General features: G+C 68.2%; 15 protein-coding genes. 13 read left to right on the top strand and 2 right to left on the bottom strand.

The genetic code is table 11. The annotated features are described in order from the left end of the window. A partial coding sequence (locus LXT13_RS19570; RefSeq protein ID WP_233373651.1) for a YDG domain-containing protein occupies positions 1 to 2,911 on the top strand: 2,911 nt, incomplete at its 5' end. Between the two features lie 37 nt (positions 2,912 to 2,948). Here the strand turns inward: LXT13_RS19570 and LXT13_RS19565 are convergent. Next, complete coding sequence (locus tag LXT13_RS19565) at positions 2,949 to 3,767, bottom strand: MipA/OmpV family protein (RefSeq protein ID WP_233373650.1); 819 nt, start codon at positions 3,765 to 3,767, stop codon at positions 2,949 to 2,951. Between the two features lie 175 nt (positions 3,768 to 3,942). On the opposite strand from LXT13_RS19565, the gene LXT13_RS19560 reads away from it, so the two are divergent. Both LXT13_RS19560 and LXT13_RS19555 read left to right on the top strand, forming a co-directional pair. After that, on the top strand, positions 3,943 to 4,623 hold the full coding sequence (locus tag LXT13_RS19560; RefSeq protein ID WP_233373649.1) for a response regulator: 681 nt from the start codon (positions 3,943 to 3,945) through the stop codon (positions 4,621 to 4,623). A 119-nt stretch (positions 4,624 to 4,742) separates the two neighbouring features. Then, positions 4,743 to 6,074: an ATP-binding protein gene (locus LXT13_RS19555; protein WP_233373648.1), complete on the top strand. Its 1,332-nt coding sequence runs from the start codon at positions 4,743 to 4,745 to the stop codon at positions 6,072 to 6,074. Between the two features lie 111 nt (positions 6,075 to 6,185). On the opposite strand, the gene LXT13_RS19550 is transcribed toward LXT13_RS19555, so the two are convergent. Further along, a complete protein-coding gene (locus tag LXT13_RS19550; RefSeq protein ID WP_233373647.1) occupies positions 6,186 to 7,106 on the bottom strand; it encodes a LysR family transcriptional regulator in 921 nt (306 codons plus the stop codon). 235 nt (positions 7,107 to 7,341) lie between these two features. Between LXT13_RS19550 and LXT13_RS19545 the strand changes: the two genes are divergently transcribed. From LXT13_RS19545 to LXT13_RS19500, 10 genes are read left to right on the top strand one after another with little or no spacing between them, the layout of a single operon-like run. Then, positions 7,342 to 8,445, top strand: coding sequence for an FAD-dependent monooxygenase (locus LXT13_RS19545; RefSeq protein ID WP_233373646.1), 1,104 nt, complete (start codon positions 7,342 to 7,344; stop codon positions 8,443 to 8,445). 46 nt (positions 8,446 to 8,491) lie between these two features. After that, on the top strand, positions 8,492 to 10,144 hold the full coding sequence (locus LXT13_RS19540) for a DUF1302 domain-containing protein (protein ID WP_233373645.1): 1,653 nt from the start codon (positions 8,492 to 8,494) through the stop codon (positions 10,142 to 10,144). A 28-nt stretch (positions 10,145 to 10,172) separates the two neighbouring features. Next, positions 10,173 to 11,519 (top strand): DUF1329 domain-containing protein, encoded by a 1,347-nt coding sequence (locus LXT13_RS19535; RefSeq protein ID WP_233373644.1) that lies wholly within the window; start codon positions 10,173 to 10,175, stop codon positions 11,517 to 11,519. Positions 11,520 to 11,530: 11 nt separating this feature from the next. Further along, entirely contained in the window at positions 11,531 to 12,589 is a 1,059-nt protein-coding gene (locus tag LXT13_RS19530) for a WD40/YVTN/BNR-like repeat-containing protein (RefSeq protein ID WP_233373643.1), read from the top strand. Continuing rightward, complete coding sequence (locus LXT13_RS19525; protein ID WP_233373642.1) at positions 12,586 to 14,985, top strand: efflux RND transporter permease subunit; 2,400 nt, start codon at positions 12,586 to 12,588, stop codon at positions 14,983 to 14,985. The genes LXT13_RS19530 and LXT13_RS19525 overlap by 4 nt, the downstream gene beginning before the upstream one ends. Next, positions 14,985 to 15,419 (top strand): hypothetical protein, encoded by a 435-nt coding sequence (locus tag LXT13_RS19520; protein WP_233373641.1) that lies wholly within the window; start codon positions 14,985 to 14,987, stop codon positions 15,417 to 15,419. Before LXT13_RS19525 ends, LXT13_RS19520 begins: the two co-directional genes overlap by 1 nt. A 28-nt stretch (positions 15,420 to 15,447) precedes the next feature. After that, a complete protein-coding gene (locus LXT13_RS19515; protein WP_233373640.1) occupies positions 15,448 to 16,626 on the top strand; it encodes an alpha/beta hydrolase family protein in 1,179 nt (392 codons plus the stop codon). A 15-nt stretch (positions 16,627 to 16,641) separates the two neighbouring features. Further along, positions 16,642 to 17,568, top strand: a complete 927-nt coding sequence (locus LXT13_RS19510) for a VOC family protein (protein ID WP_233373639.1) — start codon at positions 16,642 to 16,644, stop codon at positions 17,566 to 17,568. Between the two features lie 3 nt (positions 17,569 to 17,571). After that, positions 17,572 to 17,937: a Rieske (2Fe-2S) protein gene (locus tag LXT13_RS19505; protein WP_419964691.1), complete on the top strand. Its 366-nt coding sequence runs from the start codon at positions 17,572 to 17,574 to the stop codon at positions 17,935 to 17,937. Then, a complete protein-coding gene (locus LXT13_RS19500) occupies positions 17,934 to 19,064 on the top strand; it encodes an FAD-dependent oxidoreductase (protein WP_233373638.1) in 1,131 nt (376 codons plus the stop codon). The genes LXT13_RS19505 and LXT13_RS19500 overlap by 4 nt, the downstream gene beginning before the upstream one ends. Positions 19,065 to 19,067: the final 3 nt, after the last annotated feature.

Genomic DNA, 19,067 nt, shown 5'->3' with positions numbered 1-19,067 from the left:
CGGCAGCACCGTCGCCAACAAGGTCTACGACGGCCTCACCACAGCCTCGCTGACCGGTGGCAGCCTCATCGGCATCGTCGGCAGCGACACCGTCACGCTGACCCAGGTCGGCAGCTTCGTCGATAAGAACGCCGGCACCGCGAGGGCCGTCACCGCCGCCGACACGCTGGGCGGCACCGACGCGGGCAACTACAGCGTCACGCAGCCTACCGGCCTCTCCGCCGACATCACGCCCAAGGCGCTGACCGTCACCGGCACCACCGTCGCCAACAAGGTCTACGACGGCCTCACCACAGCCTCGCTGACCGGTGGCAGCCTCATCGGCATCGTCGGCAGCGACACCGTCACGCTGACCCAGGTCGGCAGCTTCGTCGACAAGAACGTCGGCACCGCCAAGGCCGTCACCGCCGCCGACACGCTGGGGGGCAGCGATGCCGGCAACTACAGCGTCACGCAACCCACCGGCCTCACCGCCAACATCACGCCCAAGGCGCTGACCGTCACCGGCACCACCGTCGCCAACAAGGTCTACGACGGCCTCACGGCTGCCTCGCTCAGCGGCGGCAGCCTCGTCGGGATCGTCGGTGCCGACACCGTCACGCTGACCCAGGCCGGCAGCTTCGTCGATAAGAACGCCGGCACCGCGAGGGCCGTCACCGCCGCCGACACGCTGGGCGGCACCGACGCGGGCAACTACAGCGTCACGCAGCCTACCGGCCTCTCCGCCGACATCACGCCCAAGGCGCTGACCGTCACCGGCACCACCGTCGCCAACAAGGTCTACGACGGCCTCACCACGGCCTCGCTCAGCGGCGGCAGCCTCATCGGGATCGTCGGCAGCGACACCGTCACGCTGACCCAGGTCGGCAGCTTCGTCGACAAGAACGCCGGCACCGCAAGGGCCGTCACCGCCGCCGACACACTGGGTGGCAGCGATGCCGGCAACTACAGCGTCACGCAACCCACCGGCCTCACCGCCAACATCACGCCCAAGGCGCTGACCGTCACCGGTACCACCGTCGCCAACAAGGTCTACGACGGCCTCACGGCTGCCTCGCTCAGCGGCGGCAGCCTCGTCGGGATCGTCGGTGCCGACACCGTCACGCTGACCCAGACGGGCAGCTTCGCCGACAAGAATGTTGGCACCGCCAAGGCCGTCGCCGCGGCCGACGCGCTGGGCGGCACGGATGCCGGGAACTACAGCCTCACGCAACCCACCGGCCTCAGCGCCGACATCACGCCCAAGGCGTTGTCCATGCAGGGCCTGCAGGGACAGGACAAGGTCTACGACGGCACGCTCGCCGCCACTGTCAGCCAGCAGGGCCTGCAGTGGGTGGGCCTGGTGCCCGGCGACCAGGTGCTTCTCGGCAGCGTGTCCGGCAGCTTCGTCGATAAGAACGCCGGCTCGGGCAAGACCATCACGCTGAATACGACGCTGGACGGTGCCGACCTGGGCAACTACACCGTCACACCGCAGGCCAGCACCACCGCCAACATCACGCAGCGCAGCCTGACCGTCACCGCCGACAACCAGGCCAAGACCTACGGCGCCGCCGACCCGACGCTGACCTACCAGCTGGGCGGCCAGGGCCTCGTCGCCGGCGACACCGCGGCGGGCAGCCTGACGGGCCAGCTCGCCACCGACACCGGCGCCGCCGCCACGGCCGGCAGCCATGCCATCACGCTGGGCACGCTGAGCACAAACGCCAACTACCAGATCACGCAGTTCGTGCCGGCCACGCTGGCCGTCGGCAAGGCAGCGCTGACGATCACCCTGGACGCACAGACCAAGGTCTACGGCGCCGCTGAACCGCCAGTCACCTGGAGCGTTGACGCCACCCTGCTCAAGTACGCCGACACTGCTGGCGTCGTGCAGCTCACCGGCAGCTCGATGCCCGGCGGCGCGCAGGCCACGGCTGGCACGCACGTCATCACCGGCCAGGCTAGCGCTGCCAACTACGTGGTCAGCGTGACCAACGGCGTACTCACCGTTACGAAGGCGCCGCTCACCGTCACGGCCGACAACAAGGTCAAGACGACCGGCGAACAGGACCCGGCCCTGACCTGGTCGGTTGACGCCAGCCAGCTGCGCTACCAGGACACCGCCGCCGTAGTACAGAACGCGACGCTGACCGCCCCCACCGGGGCCGGCGTGGCGCCGGGCAGCTATCCCATCCAGATCACCGGCGCGACCGCCCAGAACTACCAGCTCACACTGGTGGACGGCGTACTGACGGTCAAGCCGTCCCCGGCCGTCAAGTCCGAGAACCTGGAGAGCCAGATCGTCGATGTCCCGCGTACGACGCTGCCCTATGTAAGCGTCACGCAGCCCGTCGTCAACGCGCCGCCGCCGCCGCCGATGGCCGACCTGCCCATGGGCCCGCCCGGCTCGGTCACGGTGCTGGGCGCCGGCGTGGGGGGCGAGATCGGCGCGGGTGGATCAGTTGGACCCGTCATCGGCGGACTGGTGTCGTCGCCAACACCGACGCCCGCTTCCTCCCCCGTACAGCCCGATGCGTCGGACGACCCGCTCAAGTCGACTCCGGTGACCCAGCCGTCAGCGCAGCCCTTGTTCAGCAACCCGTCCGTCCCGGACATCGCCACCGGCGTCAGGGCGCAACTCGTCGTCGTTCTGCCCTTGCTGCAAGTCCAGGGCAGTGAACTTAGAACCGGCCTGGCCGCGAGCCGGCTGTTCAGCCCGCCTGCAGGGGTAAAGGTGACCTACAGCGCCAAACGGGACAATGGGCAGCCCCTGCCTAGCTGGCTGCGCTTCGATCCCGACACCGGCCGTCTGGAAGGTACGCCGCCTCCCGGCGTTGACGATGTGACCGTGCAAATCAATGCCCAAACCAGCGATGGCCAATCCGCCACCGCCCGCATTCGCGTGAACGGGAGTCGCAGGCGCCAGTGATGTGACGGTGCCGGTCTTCAACGGCATCCCGCGATCGCTAGTACGAATAGGACACCAGCACACCCGCCTGGGGCGCCGTCTTGCGGCGTGCAAGCGGGCTGTCGCCGGCATCGCTCAACAGGCGTTCGGCACCGGCCACGGTGACGACGCGCCAGTGCGTGTCGACACGGTGAGTCCAGCCCAGGCTGAGGTTGGCCTTGTAGAGGCCCGCTGCCGGTGTGTAGTTGGCGTAGCCGGATGCGAGCGACTGCGCCTGGGTGACGCCGAAGTAGGTCTGCATGTATTTGCGGTCACCCAGATCCAGCGAACCATTCAGCGCGATTGAGTTCCTTGCGGAACGCCAGACGGTGTAGTCACCGCCGAACTGCACCGTCCGGCCATTGTCCCGCTGGGTCAGCGGAGCCTCCACAGCCATGTGAACGCTCGCACTGTCACCCAGTCGAACGGTGAAGGTGCCCTGGCCAACGACCGACGCCTTCACCCTGCCCATGCCGAGTAGCTCGCTGCTGCCGGTCTTGAAGTCCAAGGACCGGTGGTCCTGGTCGGTGCGCTCGGCACGGCCATTCACCGCGAAGCTGTAATGGAAGACGCCATGCTCCCCGGCCCAGCCGATGCCGCGCTGCGTGCTGGCGAACAGACCGTTGCGGTGCTGATAGTCCAGCAGCAGCATGGGGACCGCCTTGTTCTTGTTGGAACCCAGATAGTCGGGGACGACACCGATGCCCGCGCCCAGAGTCAGTGATGACTCCGTCGGGCTGAGTTCGGTCGCTGTTACCTCCGGGGGGAAGGCGACCATGGCGGCAAAGGCGATGATGGCGAGACCGCCGACGGATGACAGATGTGCGATGGCTTTCATGGGATTCACGAGTGGACAGGCTGCGACGGCATCCCGTGGATTCGCATCCTGTCGATCGTGTCTAAAGGCTTCCTGGGCGTTGCCTTAGCAAAGACTTAAGCCGCCAGCCATCGAAGCCCGCGTTCCATATGGCGATTTCTATACTCGTTGTCACTGCTTTTTGACACCGAGGCGTATGAAGCTGCTAGTGGTCGAAGACGACCTGGATCTGGGTGATGGCATCCGCATCGCGCTCTCGGGTCAGGGCTTCGAGGTCGTGTGGGTACGGCGGCTCGAGCAGGCCATCGCCACACTGGACGATGCGTCGCTGGACATGGTGCTGATGGATCTCGGGCTTCCCGACGGCGACGGCCTGGTGCTGCTGGACTGCATTCGCAAATCCAAGCGGCGTTTGCCGGCCATCATCCTGAGCGCAAGGGACACGCTGCAGGACCGGCTCCGCGGCCTGGACGAAGGCGCTGATGACTACCTCGTCAAACCCTTCGAGTTGGCGGAGCTCCAGTCCCGCGTTCGGGCGCTCGCCAGGCGCAGCGGACTGGGCGCGGATGAAGGCATTCGCCTGCGCGGCCTGTACCTGCACGAGCCGACTCGACAGGTCTCGTTGGATGGCGAGCCCGTCAACCTCTCCCGCAGCGAGTTCGATCTGCTGGCATTGCTGTTGAAGCGCACGGGCCGCGTGCAAACGCGCCGAGTCCTCGAAGAGCATGCACTCAGGGGCATATCCGGTGCAGAGAGCGGTGCGCTGGATGTGCACATGTCGAACCTTCGTCGGAAGATCGGTGCCGGCTACATCCGGACCGTGCGCGGTATTGGCTACGTCATCGATGCGACGGCATCGGCTCCGGGGGCTGTTTGAAACTCTCTTCATTTGACAGCGCGCCGGCCCAGGTTCCGGCGAAACAGACGGTTGGGCTGAGGCGGCTTTGGCAGCGGGCCAGCGAGCCCTCGCTGGTCCGGCGTCTCGTGTCGGCGCAGATGGTCCTGCTGCTGGCGCTATGGACGGCGGTGCTGGGCTCTGTGGTCTGGGGGTCACGCCACGGCGATGGCTTGTTGGCCAACGAGCCCGCCTTCGACGCCGTGCTTGCAGTGGCCGCCGAGCTGAACGACCGCCCAGAGCAACAGCAGCGCAGCCTGCACGCACTCGACCGCCTGTTGCACAACAGCTTCGGTTCGGGTCCGGATGAGACGGATCTGGTACCTTCGCTGCTGGTCTGGCGCGATGACCAGCTCGTCTACCGCTCCAGCGACGGTGCGTCGCCCCTGCGCGTCGAGGCCGCCGACAACCCAAGACAGGTCATCATCGATGGAAGACGCTGGCTGGCTCACTCGCGCCGGCGCGACAATCTGCTGGTCACGTTCCTGGTTCCAGACACCTACGAACTGGTCGTCACGCTGGGCGCCAAAGGCTACTACCTGGTGCCGCTGATGGTCAGCCTGCCGTTCCTGATCATCCCGGCCTGGGTGTCAGTCCGCATCGCGTTGAGGCCCTGGCGCAAGCTGAGTGCCGCCGTGGCCGCCCGCGGCCCCGGCAACCTGAGCCCGTTGGCCCCGGTACCAGCCCACCGCGAACTGCGCCCGCTGGTGCAAGCCCTCAACGGACTGCTTGCCCAGTTGGCGGCAAGCACTGCGCGGGAACGCAACCTGATCGGCGATGCCGCCCATCAGTTGCGCACGCCACTGGCGGCCTTGCACGTGGGCATCGAAGCCTTGGGGCGCTACGACGTGCCAGCCGAGCTGAAAAACCAGCTCCAGCGAACGAGCAGCCGTGCGTCCCGGCTGGTAGACCAGCTCTTGCGGCTCATGAGAAGTGATGCGTCCAAGGAAGGGACGTCGCAGGTGGTCGGGGACTTCGATTTCGACGCCATGCTCCGTGAGCGGCTGGCGATCTTCGACACGCTGGCCCATGCCAAGGACGTCGAGCTCGAGTACGACGGCGCATCCGACGTTTACGTACGCGGCGAACAGGAAGGCCTGGAAGCGCTCATCGACAACTTGGTCGACAACGCCATCAAGTACAGCCCGGCAGGAGCCGTGCTGAACGTCGTCGTGACCGCAGCCGGGTCCGTCGTGCGACTCGACGTCATGGACAGAGGGCCGGGCATTGATGAGGCGTGGCACGAACGCGTCTTCGACCGCTTCTTCCGCGCCCCGGATCAAACGCAGAACGGCTCGGGGCTGGGCCTGGCCATCGTCCGCTCCGTCGTACAGCGGCATGGCGGCCAAGTCAGCCTGTTCAACCGCGGCGGTGGCGGCCTGTGCGTGCGAGTCGAATTGCCGAAGGTGAGCCGACCATCGGCGGCACCGTGAGGCCGCCTCTCGTCGTGGACGTGCCGCCCTGACGTCGGACGGTTATGCGCTCCTGCGCCCCCGCGCACAAGCACGCGACGGGCGACCGCGCCCCGGGCAGCGGCCCGCACGTCATCGCGCGCTGAGCGCATCCATTTCCGCTGCCGCGTCACGCAGCAGATGCCGCAACCACAGCAGTCCCGGGTCCTGCGTCCGGTACTTGTGCCATTGGATCGCCTGCACCATGCGGGGCATGGGCATCGGCGGCTCCAGCAAGACGAGCGGCAGCTGGCTCGCAGCCAGGCGCGCAAGCCGGCTGTGAACCGTGGCAATGCGCTCCGTCCCTACGACCAGCGATGGAGCCGTTGCGAAGCTGAAGCTCGTGACATCGATGCGTCGAGAGACACCGTAGCGCTGCATGAACCAGCTCTCGAACGTCATGCCGCCCGGCGGCTGGACCACGACGTGACCTGCGGCGGTGTAGTCGTCAAAGCTCAAGCTGCCCTGGCGCGCGAGACGGCTCTCGCGCCAGACGACACAACTGAACTCCTCTTCGAACAGGGTCTCCGTGGGATGGTCGGGCGAGCAGTAGCCGGACGGAATGACGAGCATGTCGGCCTCGCCACGTTCCAGGGCCCGCTGCGGGTTGTCCACCTGCGAGTGAAAGCGGAACCGAACCTTCGCCGACTGTCTGCTGGCCAGCGCCACCAGGTGCTGGCCGATCACTGACAACGTGAAGTCCGACACCAGCAGGTTGAACTCGCGGTCGGACTGCGTGGCATCGAACCGCGGCTGCGCCGTGATCGTGGCGTCCACGCGCACCAGCACGTCCCGCGCGGCCTCGCGCAAGGCCTCGGCGCGTGGCGTCGCCTCCATCTTTCGCCCTACCTGCACGAGCAGCGGATCGTCGAAGTAGCTGCGCAGCCGCGCCAACGCGTTGCTCATGGCCGGCTGGCTCATGTGCAGGCGCTCTGCCGCGCGACTGATGCTGCGTTCGGTCAGCAATGCGTCCAGCGCCACCAACAGGTTGAGATCGAGCTTGTTGAAGTGCATGGCAGCCGGAGCCCACCTGAAAGTATTCAGCGCATCGATTTGAACGCACCGTTCTGACCATTCTTCCAATAGATGCTCGGGCCGCCAAGGCCACGGGTTAACCCGCGATGTATTCAGGCCGTCGATTCGACGGATTGACTCAAACCATTTTCCTAATGGTTCGCCGGTTCTTAACCTGAAGCCTCAAGCAATCACAAGACGGAGACAACGAATGGCCTCGCGCCAGGCGACAGCCTTGCTCACCCCGCTTTCAGCGATGACGTCCGGCCCGGCGCCGCACGTCTGCGTGGTGGGCGCGGGTCTGGCCGGCCTGGCCTGTGCCGCCGCCGCGGCGGGCGCTGGGGCCCGGGTGGACGTGCTGGACGAGCGCGCCACGCTGACGGCGCATCCCACCCACGTGAACGTCGTGCCGAATCTGCTGCGCGACCTCGTGACACTGGGCATCGCGGCCGACTGCGTGAAGGTCGGCTTCCCCTACCGCGGCATCCAGGTGCTGGACGGTACCGGGCGCTGCCGCTTCGAGTTGCCGACGCCGCGCCTGGCGCCATCGAGCTACCCGGAGGCGCTGGGCATGGCGCACGGCGAGTTGGCAGCCATACTGGTCCGTGCCGCGCAGGACCGTGGCGCGCGCGTGCACTGGCAGACCGCTGTCGAAACGCTGGGCTGGCGCAAGGGCAAGGCCGTGCTAGGTCTGCGCGATGGCCGCCAGGTCGAGCCCGACCTCACGCTGCTTGCGACGGGCCCGCAGTCGCCGCTGCGAGAGGCGGCACTGCAGGCCAGCCCAGCGCCCGCATGCCTAGGGCCCGAGTGGACCTATGCACACCTGCCCCGACCCCGCGGCTTCGACCACGCCACGCTCGTGCTGGACTCCGCCGGGCAGCGTGCCTTCGTCGTGCCCATCGGTCCGTCGACCGTCGGCATCGCGCTCACCCGCGGCAGCGCAGGCGGGCCGATGCCCGCCGTGCTGCAACCACTGCTCGCCCGCCTCGACCCGTGCACGCCACGCGTCGAGCGCCCGTTGCTCGCGGACTTCCTGCGGGGCCCGTGGCATCGCGGCAATCTGGTCTGCGTCGGCGAGTGCGCGCATGCGCTGCCGCCGCATTTCGGCCAGTCGGCCGCCCAGGCTGTGGAAGACGCCGTCGTGCTGCAAGACCTGCTGACGCAGGGACTGGCGCCCGCCGAGCTGCCTGAGCGCTTCAACCAGCGGCGCCATGCCCGCGCACGGCAGGTGTTCGAGCTCGTCTGCCAGGCGGCGCGGTCCCAGGAGGCGCCCGACGCGACCACCGACCTGCGCGAGCTTTTCCTGCGGCTGTCGCGCCTCGTCGCGGAGCCCGCCTAGCAGTCCCTTCAACCCACGGCACACATCAAAAAAGACGGAGACAACGATGCCAATTTCCTGCCCTCACCGACCCACCCTGCTTGCCCTGGCTGCGCTGCTGTCCACCGGCGCGCGGGCCGTCGACCTCTCGCCGCCCGAGTCCGACTGGAGCGTCCGCTTCGACAACACGGTAAAGACCAGCGCCATCTACCGCCTCAACTCGGCTGACCCGGCGCTCGTCGATTCGACGCGGCTGCTGGTCCCGGGCGTGCCGGCCTCAGCCTTCCCGCAGGCGCTCAACCTCAACGCCGGCGACGACAACTTCCGCAACAAGGGCTGGGTGTCCAAGCGCGTCGACCTGCTCAGCGAGTTCGATGCCGTCTATCGCAAGAACCTCGGCCTGCGCGTCAGCGCCGCGGCCTGGTACGACGCGAGCTACCACGGCACCACGGCGGCCAGCGACGCCGGCAACGGGCAGATGCCGCCGAACGCCTTCCCGGACCGCACCCGGAACGTGGCCGGCCGCAAGGCGGAGGTGCTCGATGCCTTCGTGTTCGGTGGTTTCGAGCTGGACGGCGGCCGCAAGCTCACGCTGCGCGCCGGCCGGCATGCGGTGGTGTACGGCGAGAGCCTCTTCTTCGGCGACAACGGCATTGCGCAGGCCCAGGGACCGGTGGACATCTTCAAGCTGCAGTCTTCGCCCAATGCGCAGTTCAAGGAAATCGTGCGGCCGGTGCCGCAGGTGTCGGCCCAGCTGCAGCTGTCGCCCGACCTGAGCGTCGGCGGCTACTACCAGCTACGGTGGGAGGCCAACCGCATGCCGCCGGCCGGCAGCTTCTTCAGCACGTCCAACACGCCCTGGGGCTCGCGCCTGCCCGAGTTCGTCAACGGCGCCGTGCTGCTGGCTGCCGGCGAACGTGAGCCCTCCAACAAGGGCCAGTACGGCCTGCAGGTCAAGGTCCGCCTCGACGAGACGGACCTCGGCTTCTACTTCGCCCGCTACCACGACAAGGGCGGCCAGCTCTATTCGCAGCTCAACGTGACCAGCGCCGACCCGGGCCAGTACAGCTGGCTCTTCCCGGCGGGCATCCGCACGGTTGGCGTCAGCGCTACCCGCTCTTTCGGAGACGCGAACTTCGCCGTCGAGGCCTCGCTGCGCGACGGCATGCCGCTGACGAGCAGCAACATGGTCTACCCCAACGTCGCGCCCGAGCCGCGCTTCGCCAAGGGGCGGACGGCTCACCTGAACCTGTCCTGGCTGGCCTCCCTCGGTCCGAACTTCCTGGCGCGCGAGTCCAGTTTCGTCGGCGAGCTGGCATGGAACCGGGCGTTGAGCGTGGACGATCCCGACCACACGCTGGACGGCAACCGCACCCGGGACGCCACCGCGCTGCAGTTCGTGTACTCGCCGAGCTACCGGCAGGTGTCCTCCGGCCTGGACCTGTCCGTGCCCGTCGGCCTGCGCTACGTGCTGGACGGCAACTCCTCGGTGACCGGGCTGGGCTGGGGTCCGCGCGGCACCGGCCAGGCCACGCTCGGCATTGAGGGCAACTACCTCGGCGTCTGGCAGTTCACCGCGACTTATGCGCACCACATCGGCCGAGCCGAGCCGTTTGTCGACTACTCGCCGCTGCGCACCGGAGGCACGCCCACCTACACCCGCGGCAATGTGCTGGCCGACCGCGACAACCTCGCCTTCTCCTTGCGCCGCACCTTCTGAACTCAGACCAAGAACGACGGAGACACCCATGAAGACCTACACCCTGTCCAGCCTGACCGCGGCCGTGTTGCTGAGCGCCGTTCCGGCCCTGGCGGCCGTGAGCGCCGACGATGCCGCGAAGCTCAAGGGCGAATTGACGCCGATAGGCGCCGAGAAGGCCGGCAATAAGGACGGCAGCATTCCCGCCTGGACCGGCGGCCTCACCGGCGCACCGGCCCCGACCGGCCGCCGCACCGACCCCTTCAAGGACGACAAGCCGCTCTACACCGTCACTTCCAAGAACATGGACCAGCACGCTGCCCAACTCAGCGACGGCGTCAAGGCCATGCTCAGGAAGTACCCCGAAAGCTTCCGCGTCGACATCTACCCCACTCGCCGCAGCGCCGCGGCGCCGCAATGGGTCTACGACAACACCTTCAAGAACGCCACGCGGGCCAAGCTCGTCAACGACGTGGCAGACGGTGCCTACGGCGGCATCCCCTTTCCCATGCCCAGGACGGGGGCCGAGGCCATCACCAACCACGTGCTGCGCTGGCGCGGTTCCTCCTGGCAATGGCAGGCCACGCAATACCAGCTCACTGCCGACGGCAAGGCCGTGCTGACGACCGACGGCTCCGCATCGCAGCAGATGCCCTACTACTTCCAGGACGGCTCGGCCGAGGAGTTCGCGAAGAGGCCCGAGCACTGGATGATCCGTCTGATCAACGCGGGCCCGCCCATCCGCGCCGGCGAGTCCATCGTCGGGCGCGACAACATCGACGGCAGCAAGAGCCAGGCCTGGGTCTACCTGACCGGCCAGCGCCGCGTGCGCAAGCTGCCCAATCCCTGCTGCGACACCCCGACGCCCTCCACCGCCGGCGTCATGAACTTCGACGAGATCGAGACTTTCGTGGGCCGCATCGACCGCTTCGACTGGAAGCTGGTCGGCAAGCAGGAACTGCTCATCCCGTACAACACCAACAAGCTGCTGCTGCCCAAGGACGACGCCGAGCTGCTCAAGGGCCATCACCTCAACCCCGACTTCTGGCGCTGGGAACTGCATCGCGTCTGGGTCGTCGAAGCCACGCTCAAGCAGGGCCAGCGCCACCAGGCCGCCAGGAGCCGCTACTACTGCGACGAGGACAGCTGGACCTGCGTGCTGGGCGACCGCTGGGACGCCAACGGCCAGCTTTGGCGCACGCTGTGGACCAACCTCGTCGTGGCGCCTGATCTGCCCGGTGTGGTCAGCACGTCTTTCGGCATGAACGACCTGTTGTCTGGCCAGGCTTTCGTGGCCAACCTCTTCAACAGCAAGAACACCCAGTACCTGATCAAGCCGCGCTTCCCGGACAGTGTTTTCACGCCGGAAGCGATGGCAGGTGAAGGCGTGCGCTGAAGAGGCCGACCATGAAGTTGTGGTTCCTGGCAGCCGCCTTCGCGGCCAGCAGCGGCACGGCCGCCCCCGTGGTCGATGCCCTCGATCGGCCCGCCATCGCCGTGCGCCGGCCTGAAGCCGCCGTGCTGAGCGGTGCGGCGATGGCCGGCACGCGCATCGTCGCCGTGGGCGAGCGAGGCATCGTGACCTACAGCGACGACGCGGCAGCCACCTGGGCGCAGGCCGCCTCTCCCGTCAGCGTCACGCTGACGGCCGTTCGCTTTGCCGACTCCAGGCGGGGTTATGCCATCGGCCACGGCGGCGTCGTGCTGGCCACGCGCGACGCAGGCGCCAGCTGGCAGCGCGTGCTTGACGGCCGCCAGGTCGCGGCCATCGCCGTCAAGGCGGCCGAGGCCAGCGGCGACGAGGCGCGCATGCGGGAGGCCCAGCGGTTGGTCGCCGATGGCGCCGACAAGCCGCTGCTCGACCTGCTCGTGCTCGACAGCCAGCGCGTCATCATCGTCGGCGCCTACGGTCTGGCCCTCGAGACGGAAGACGGCGGCCAGAGTTGGCAGCCGTGGATGAACCGCCTGGACAACCCCAAGGGCCTGCACCTCTACGCCATCCGCAGCCAGGGCGACACGATGCTGATCGCCGGCGAACAGGGCCTGGCCCTGCTATCCGGCGACGGCGGGCGCAGCTTCCGGCGGCTGCCACTGCCATACGGCGGCAGCTTCTTCACGGCCGAGCTGAGCGGCCCCAACGAGATCCTGCTCTCCGGCTTGCGCGGCAATGTCTGGCAAACCACCGATGGCGGCGCCAGCTGGCGGCAACTGAGCGTGCCGGTGGCCGCCTCGATCACCGCCTCCGCGCGCACCGGTGACGGCCGCGTGCTGCTGGCCAGCCAGGCCGGCCTCGTGCTGACCGCGGGCCAGGCCGCCGCCCTGCCCCTCTCCCGCAAGCCACTACCGCCGCTGAACGGCCTGCTGCCTCTAGGCGACCGCGCGCTGCTCGCTCTCAGCGTGCAAGGCGCCATCACCGTCAGCGTGCAAGGTGCCACCGCCCGCAGGAACGCCGAGGTGCAGCCATGAGCACATCAACCCACGACTTCGACCGCGCATCGGGATCGCTGGTGGAACGCGCGCTCTTCAACCAGCGCTGGCTGGTACTGCTGCTGTGCGCCGCCGTCACGGCGGTGCTGGGCTGGCAGGCCGCCACGCGCCTGAAGCTCAACGCGAGCTTCGACAAGACGATTCCCGCTCACCACAGCTTCATCCTCAACTACCTGCAGCACCAGCACGAGCTGACCGGCCTGGGCAATGCCGTCCGCATCGCCGTGGAGAACCCGCAGGGCAGCATCTACGACGCGAAATACCTCGACACGCTGCGCCGCCTCAGCGACGAAGTCTTCCTCGTGCCAGGCGTCGACCGCAACCAGATGAAATCGCTGTGGACGCCAACCACCCGCTGGGTGGGCGTCACCGAAGAAGGCCTGGAGGGCGGTCCAGTCATCCCGGACGGCTACAACGGCTCGCCCGGCAGCCTGGAGCAGTTGCGGGCCAACATCGCACGCTCGGGCGAGATCGGCCAGCTCGTGTCGCTGGATGGCCACTCCAGCGTCATCTACGTGCCGCTGCTGGCCACCGATCCGCAGGGCCGGGCGCTCGACTACCGGACGCTATCCGACCGCCTCGAACAGCTCCGCACCAGCTACGAAGCCCGGGGCCTGCGCATCCACATCACCGGCTTTGCCAAGCTCGTCGGCGACCTCATCGACGGCGTGCGCGCGGTGCTCGTGTTCTTCGCCGTCGCCGTGGCGGTGGCCACGGCCATGGTGTTCTGGTTCACGCGCTGCCTGCGCTCCACGGCGCTGGTCGTCACGGCCTCGCTGATCGCCGTCGTCTGGCAGCTCGGCCTGCTGCCGATGCTGGGTTATGCGCTGGACCCCTACTCCATCCTCGTGCCCTTCCTCGTCTTCGCCATCGGCATGAGCCACGGCGCGCAGAAGATGAACGGGATCATGCAGGACATCGGCCGTGGCCAGCACAAGCTGGTGGCCGCGCGGCTGACCTTCCGCCGGCTCTTCCTGGCCGGTCTCACGGCGCTGCTCGCCGACGTCGTGGGCTTCGCGGTGCTGCTCGTCATCGACATCCAGGTGATCAGGGAACTGGCCATCGCCGCGTCCATCGGCGTCGCTGTGCTGATCTTCACCAACCTGATCCTCCTGCCGGTGCTGCTGAGCTACACCGGCGTCAACCCGGGCGCCGCCCAGCGCAGCCTGCGCGCCGAGGCGGCCGACGACGCAGGGGCCGGCAAGCACCCGCTGTGGGCCTTCCTCGACCGCTATACCCAGCGGCGCCATGCAACGTTCGCCATCCTGGCGGCGCTGCTGCTCGGCGCGCTGGGTTACGCGGCCAGCACGCAGTTGAAGATCGGCGACCTCGACCCTGGTGCGCCCGAGCTGCGCGCGGACTCGCGCTACAACCGCGACGTGGCCTTCGTCAACGCGTCCTACGGCGCCTCCAGCGATGTGCTCGCGGTAATGGTGAAGGCGCCCGACGGCCAGTGCGCCCAGTACGGGACGCTGAACAAGCTGGACGCGCTCGAATGGCAGCTGCGCCAGTTGCCCGGCGTGGAGAGCACCAACTCACTCGCGCTGCTGAACCGCCGCGTGCTCGCAGGGCTCAACGAGGGCAGCCCCAAGTGGTACGAGTTTCTGCCCAACCAGGACATGCTCAACACCGTGACGGCCGGCGCACCGCGCGGGCTCTACAACGACACCTGTTCCCTGCTGACGCTGTACGTCTACCTGCGTGACCACAAGGCCGAGACACTGACCCAGGTTGTCGACCACATCGAGGCCTTCGCGAAGGACAACGACACGACCGACGTGAAGTTCCTTCTCGCAGCCGGTTCGGCCGGCATCGAGGCCGCAACCAACATCGTCGTCAAGGACGCCTGGCACACCATGCTGGCGCTGGTCTATGCAGCGGTGGCCCTGCTGGCCTTCGTGACCTTCCGCTCCTGGCGCGCGGTGGTCGTCGCCATCCTGCCGCTGATGCTGACCTCGGTGCTGGCCGAGGCGCTGATGGTGGCGCTCGGCATGGGCGTCAAGGTGGCGACGCTGCCCGTCATCGCGCTGGGCGTGGGCATCGGCGTGGATTACGCGCTCTACATCCTCAGCGTCACGCTGACCAACCTGCGCGAGGGGCGCAGCCTGTCGGAGAGCTACTACCGCGCGCTGCTGTTCACAGGCAAGGTCGTGATGCTGACCGGCGTGACGCTGGCCATCGGCGTCGTCACCTGGGTGGCAAGCCCCATCAAGTTCCAGGCCGACATGGGCCTGCTGCTGGCCTTCATGTTCCTGTGGAACATGCTCGGCGCCCTGGTGCTCGTGCCTGCGCTCGGCCATTTCCTGCTGAAGCGGTCACTGAGCACCGCCGAAGACTCGGCAGCCTTCTTCGGCGGCCTCCGCACGAGGAGCTGATGATGAAGGTCCTGTCTACGCTGAGCGGCTTGCTGCGGGCCACCACGCATCGCGGCGTGCCCGCCGCAGAAAGCCCCGATGCCGTGTTCGACCGCTACGTTGCGACCGGGCACGCCAGCGACATGGGCACGGTCTGGGCGCTGATCGCGCCCGACGTCGAACCCTCCGCCTTCGTCGGCTGCCGCCCAGACATGGACAACTTCGCCTGCCTGGCGCATGACGTCGAGACGACGGTGCACGCCTCCAAGGCGCGCTTCACTGGAGTCAACCGCCGCGTCGACGGCGACTTGCTGACGGTGCGCGGCGGCCTCCTCCACGCCTTCCGTTTCGTATCCGATTTCCGCGACGAGCAGACGGTCGCGCTCGTCGCGACCCTTGGCATCGCGCCCGGCGCCTCTCTCTCTTCGCCCAGCACCGCCGGTTCCGGCCGCTGACCCCCACCCACCAAGCAAGGAGTACCGCTTGTTCCGCTACTTTCCAACCAACTACGTCTGGAACCTTTCCGTCGACCTCGCCATCGAGATGGGCGCACGCATCGGCGAGATCGAGACCATGTGTGCACCGCTGCAGGACGCCGCCAAGGCGCCTGACGCGGCCGGCACCCAGGCCTTCCGCGAGACCTGGGTACGCATGACCGACCAGCTCTGCGAGCTGGCCGAGGAGGACCGCGCCAAGGGCCGCCTGCTGTCGGCTGGCGAGAAACTGCGCCGCGCGTCCGGCTACCTGATCACGGCTGAGCGGCTACAGGCGCACGACGCCCCCGGCCGGCTGCCCCTCTACCGGCGTGAGCTGGCACTCTTCCTCGAAGGCTCGCGCCTGATGGGCGATGCGGTGCAGCGCGTGGAAATTCCGTACGAGGGCAAGCACCTCTCCGCGCTCTACCTTCCCGCTGAAGGCTTAAGGCCCGGCGAGCGCGCACCGCTGCTCGTGCAGGTGAACGGCCTGGACTCGACCAAGGAGATGAAGTACCTCGTCGGCCTGCCCGGCTGGCTGGCCAAGCGCGGCGTCTCGTCACTGGTGGTGGACCAGCCCGGCACCGGCGAGGCGCTGCGGCTGCAGGGCCTCACCGCCCGCTACGACACCGAGCACTGGGCCAGCCGCGTGGTCGACTGGCTGGAGCGACACCCCGAGGTGGACGCCCGCCGCATCGGCTGCGAAGGCGTCTCGCTCGGCGGCTATTACTGCCCGCGTGCCGTTGCCTTCGAGCCGCGCTTCGCGGCCGGTGTCTGCTGGGGTGCCAACCACGACTGGCGCGACGTGCAGAAGCGCCGGCTGGAAAAGGAGGGCGACTTCCCCGTGCCGCACTACTGGGCCCATGTGTGCTGGGTCTGGGGCGCAAAGGACATCCCCGACTTCATGCGCATCGCGGAGAACGTGCACCTGGACGGCGTGCTGGACCGCATCAAGGTGCCCTTCCTCGTCACGCACGGCGCCAAGGATTCGCAGATTCCGCTGAAGTGGGCCGAGCGCACCTACGAGCAGCTCGTCAACAGCCCGCAGCGTGAACTCAAGGTCTTCACCGACCGCGAGGGCGGCGCCCAGCACGCCAGCTTCGACAACAGCATCAACGCCGGCCAGTACATCGCCGACTGGGTGGCCGAAGTCCTCGGCGGCCGCCTCGCTGCCCACCCCAACGTCTGACCCCCAAGGAACCCTATGAACATCATCGGACCTGACGCCCTCGTCTTCGGCGTCGACGACCTGACCGCCTGCAGCCAGTACCTCATCGACTACGGTCTGGCCGACGTCGGCGGTGGCCGCTTCGAGGCGGTTGACGGCACAGCCATCATCCTGCGCCACAAGGACGATGCCGACCTGCCGCCGGGCCTTGGCACGGCCAGCATGTTGCGCAAGACCATCTACGGCGTGGCCGACGCCGCCACGCTGCAGGCCATCGCCGAGGAGCTGGGCCGCGACCGCGCCGTCAACGTCATGCCGGACGGCTCGCTGGAGTCGATGGACGACATGGGCTTCGTGCTCGGCTTCCAGCTCAGCGTGCGGCGGCCGCTCGCGCTGGCCGCCGAGACCGTCAACGCGCCGGGCACCGGCCCGCGCCGGCCGGCCAATGTGCCGGCGGTGAGCGAGGACGCCGACTGCCGGCCCCGCACGCTGTCCCACGTCGTCTACTTCGTGCCCGACGCCGGCAAGGCGGAAGCCTTCTACGTCGAGCGCCTGGGCTTCGTCTGTACCGACCGCTTCACCGGCGTCGGCCCCTTCCTGCGCCCCGCGGGCACGCAGGACCACCACACACTCTTTATGATCCAAACGCCGCCCTTCCTGAAGGGCTGCGAGCACTTCACCTTCCACATGGGAGGGCCGACCGCCGTGCTGCAGGCCGGCGCCCGCTTCGTCGCGAAGGGATACCAGAGCTTCTGGGGGCCGGGCCGCCATCGCTTCGGCTCCAACTGGTTCTGGTACTTCAACAGCCCGCTGGGCTGCCATGTGGAGTACGACGCCGACATGGATCTGCACGACGACGCGTGGACGGCGCGCGAAGCCCCGATGGGCGCTGACGCGTCGCAGATCTTCCTCTTCCAGCATCGCGAGAAGTGGGCCCCCAGCGGCCCGCCCGCCAAGGGCTGAGCCTTGCAGACCGCCGTGGTGCTGTGCCGCATGGATGACCTGCCCGAGCGGGGATCGCGCGGCTTCGACCCGCTGGGGCGTGGGGCGGACACCGTGTTCGTCGTGCGCCAGGGCGAGATGCTGCGCGCCTACCTCGACCGCTGCCCGCACTACGGCGACACGTCCCTGCCCTGGCGCAAGGACCGCTACCTCGACGCCGCCGGTGAAGCCATCGTCTGTGCCGCCCATGGAGCGCGCTTCGACCCGGCCACCGGCGCCTGCCTGCTAGGGCCCTGCCTGGGCCAGTCCCTCACCGCCGTGCCGCTTGACCTGAATCCACAAGGCGAACTGACCATCGCCATCGAATCCCTACAGGAGACCTTCCCATGACATCCCCCGTGCGCAAGATCCTCATCATCGGTGGCGGCTTTTCCGGCATGGCCGCAGCCATCCAGTGCGCCCTGCAAGGACTGGAGGTCGACCTCGTCGAGGTCGACCCCAACTGGCGCTCCTACGGCGCCGGCATCAGCATCGGTGGCGCCACGCTGCGCGCGCTCGGCACGCTGGGCGTGCTGCCGCGCTTCCTCGAAGTGGGCAGCGCTCACGACGGCGCCCAGCTGTTCACCGCGCAGGGCCAGCTGCTCGCCGAGTTGCCCACGCCCCGCGTCGCGGGTGCCGACGTGCCCGGCGGCGGCGCCATCATGCGCCCAGCGCTGGCGGCGCTGATGGCCGACGCCGTTCGCGCCGGCAGCACCCGCGTGCGCCTCGGCTGCAGCTTCACCCACATCGAACCCGCGGGCGATGGCGTGGACGTGGCCTTCACCGACGGCACGCGGGGCCGCTACGACCTCGTCGTTGGCGCCGACGGCCTCAACTCCTCCGTGCGCAAGGCCGTCTTCCCCGACGCACCCGTGCCGCGCTACAGCGGCCAGGGCGTCTGGCGCGCGGTGCTGCCCCGACCCGAGGGGGTCAACAACACGATGATGTGGGTGGGCCCCAAGGTCAAGACGGGCGTCAATCCGGTGTCGAAAACGGAGATGTACCTCTTCGTCACGGAAGACCGCCCCGTCAACGAACGTGTGGAGCCCGAGCGCTTCGTGCCTGCACTCAAGGCCCTGCTCGAACCCTTCTCCGCGCCGCTGCTGCAACAGATCCGCGAATCGCTCGGCCCCGACTCCCGGATCATCTACCGCCCTCTGGAAGGCCTACTCGTGCCGCAGCCCTGGTACCGCGGCCGCGTCGTGCTCATCGGCGACACCGTGCACGCCACCACGCCGCACCTGGCCTCCGGGGCCTGCATCGGCATCGAGGACGGCATCGTGCTGGCCGAGGAACTCGGCCGTGCCGCTAGCACGGAGGTGGCGCTGAGGGCCTTCCAGCAACGCCGCTGGGAGCGCTGCCGCATGGTGGTCGAGAACTCGGCGCGACTCGGCGAGATCGAGATCGCGAGCGGCGACAAGGCCGAGCATGCCCGCATCATGCGCGAGTCCATGATCGCGCTGGCGCAGCCCATCTGAAGG

It is taken from the genome of Pelomonas cellulosilytica (genome assembly GCF_021353265.1).
Lineage (GTDB): Bacteria > Pseudomonadota > Gammaproteobacteria > Burkholderiales > Burkholderiaceae_C > Pelomonas > Pelomonas cellulosilytica.
The sequence above is the reverse complement of the archived record's forward strand: the minus strand, read 5'-3'. Positions and strand labels throughout refer to the sequence as shown.

Excerpts from the sequence above, each read along its gene's own strand:
- LXT13_RS19565 (WP_233373650.1), bottom strand. The coding sequence starts at position 3,767 with ATGAAAGCCATCGCACATCTGTCATCCGTCGGCGGTCTCGCCATCATC.
- LXT13_RS19560 (WP_233373649.1), top strand. The coding sequence starts at position 3,943 with ATGAAGCTGCTAGTGGTCGAAGACGACCTGGATCTGGGTGATGGCATC.
- LXT13_RS19555 (WP_233373648.1), top strand. The coding sequence starts at position 4,743 with ATGGTCCTGCTGCTGGCGCTATGGACGGCGGTGCTGGGCTCTGTGGTC.
- LXT13_RS19550 (WP_233373647.1), bottom strand. The coding sequence starts at position 7,106 with ATGCACTTCAACAAGCTCGATCTCAACCTGTTGGTGGCGCTGGACGCA.
- LXT13_RS19540 (WP_233373645.1), top strand. The coding sequence starts at position 8,492 with ATGCCAATTTCCTGCCCTCACCGACCCACCCTGCTTGCCCTGGCTGCG.
- LXT13_RS19535 (WP_233373644.1), top strand. The coding sequence starts at position 10,173 with ATGAAGACCTACACCCTGTCCAGCCTGACCGCGGCCGTGTTGCTGAGC.
- LXT13_RS19530 (WP_233373643.1), top strand. The coding sequence starts at position 11,531 with ATGAAGTTGTGGTTCCTGGCAGCCGCCTTCGCGGCCAGCAGCGGCACG.
- LXT13_RS19525 (WP_233373642.1), top strand. The coding sequence starts at position 12,586 with ATGAGCACATCAACCCACGACTTCGACCGCGCATCGGGATCGCTGGTG.
- LXT13_RS19520 (WP_233373641.1), top strand. The coding sequence starts at position 14,985 with ATGATGAAGGTCCTGTCTACGCTGAGCGGCTTGCTGCGGGCCACCACG.
- LXT13_RS19510 (WP_233373639.1), top strand. The coding sequence starts at position 16,642 with ATGAACATCATCGGACCTGACGCCCTCGTCTTCGGCGTCGACGACCTG.
- LXT13_RS19500 (WP_233373638.1), top strand. The coding sequence starts at position 17,934 with ATGACATCCCCCGTGCGCAAGATCCTCATCATCGGTGGCGGCTTTTCC.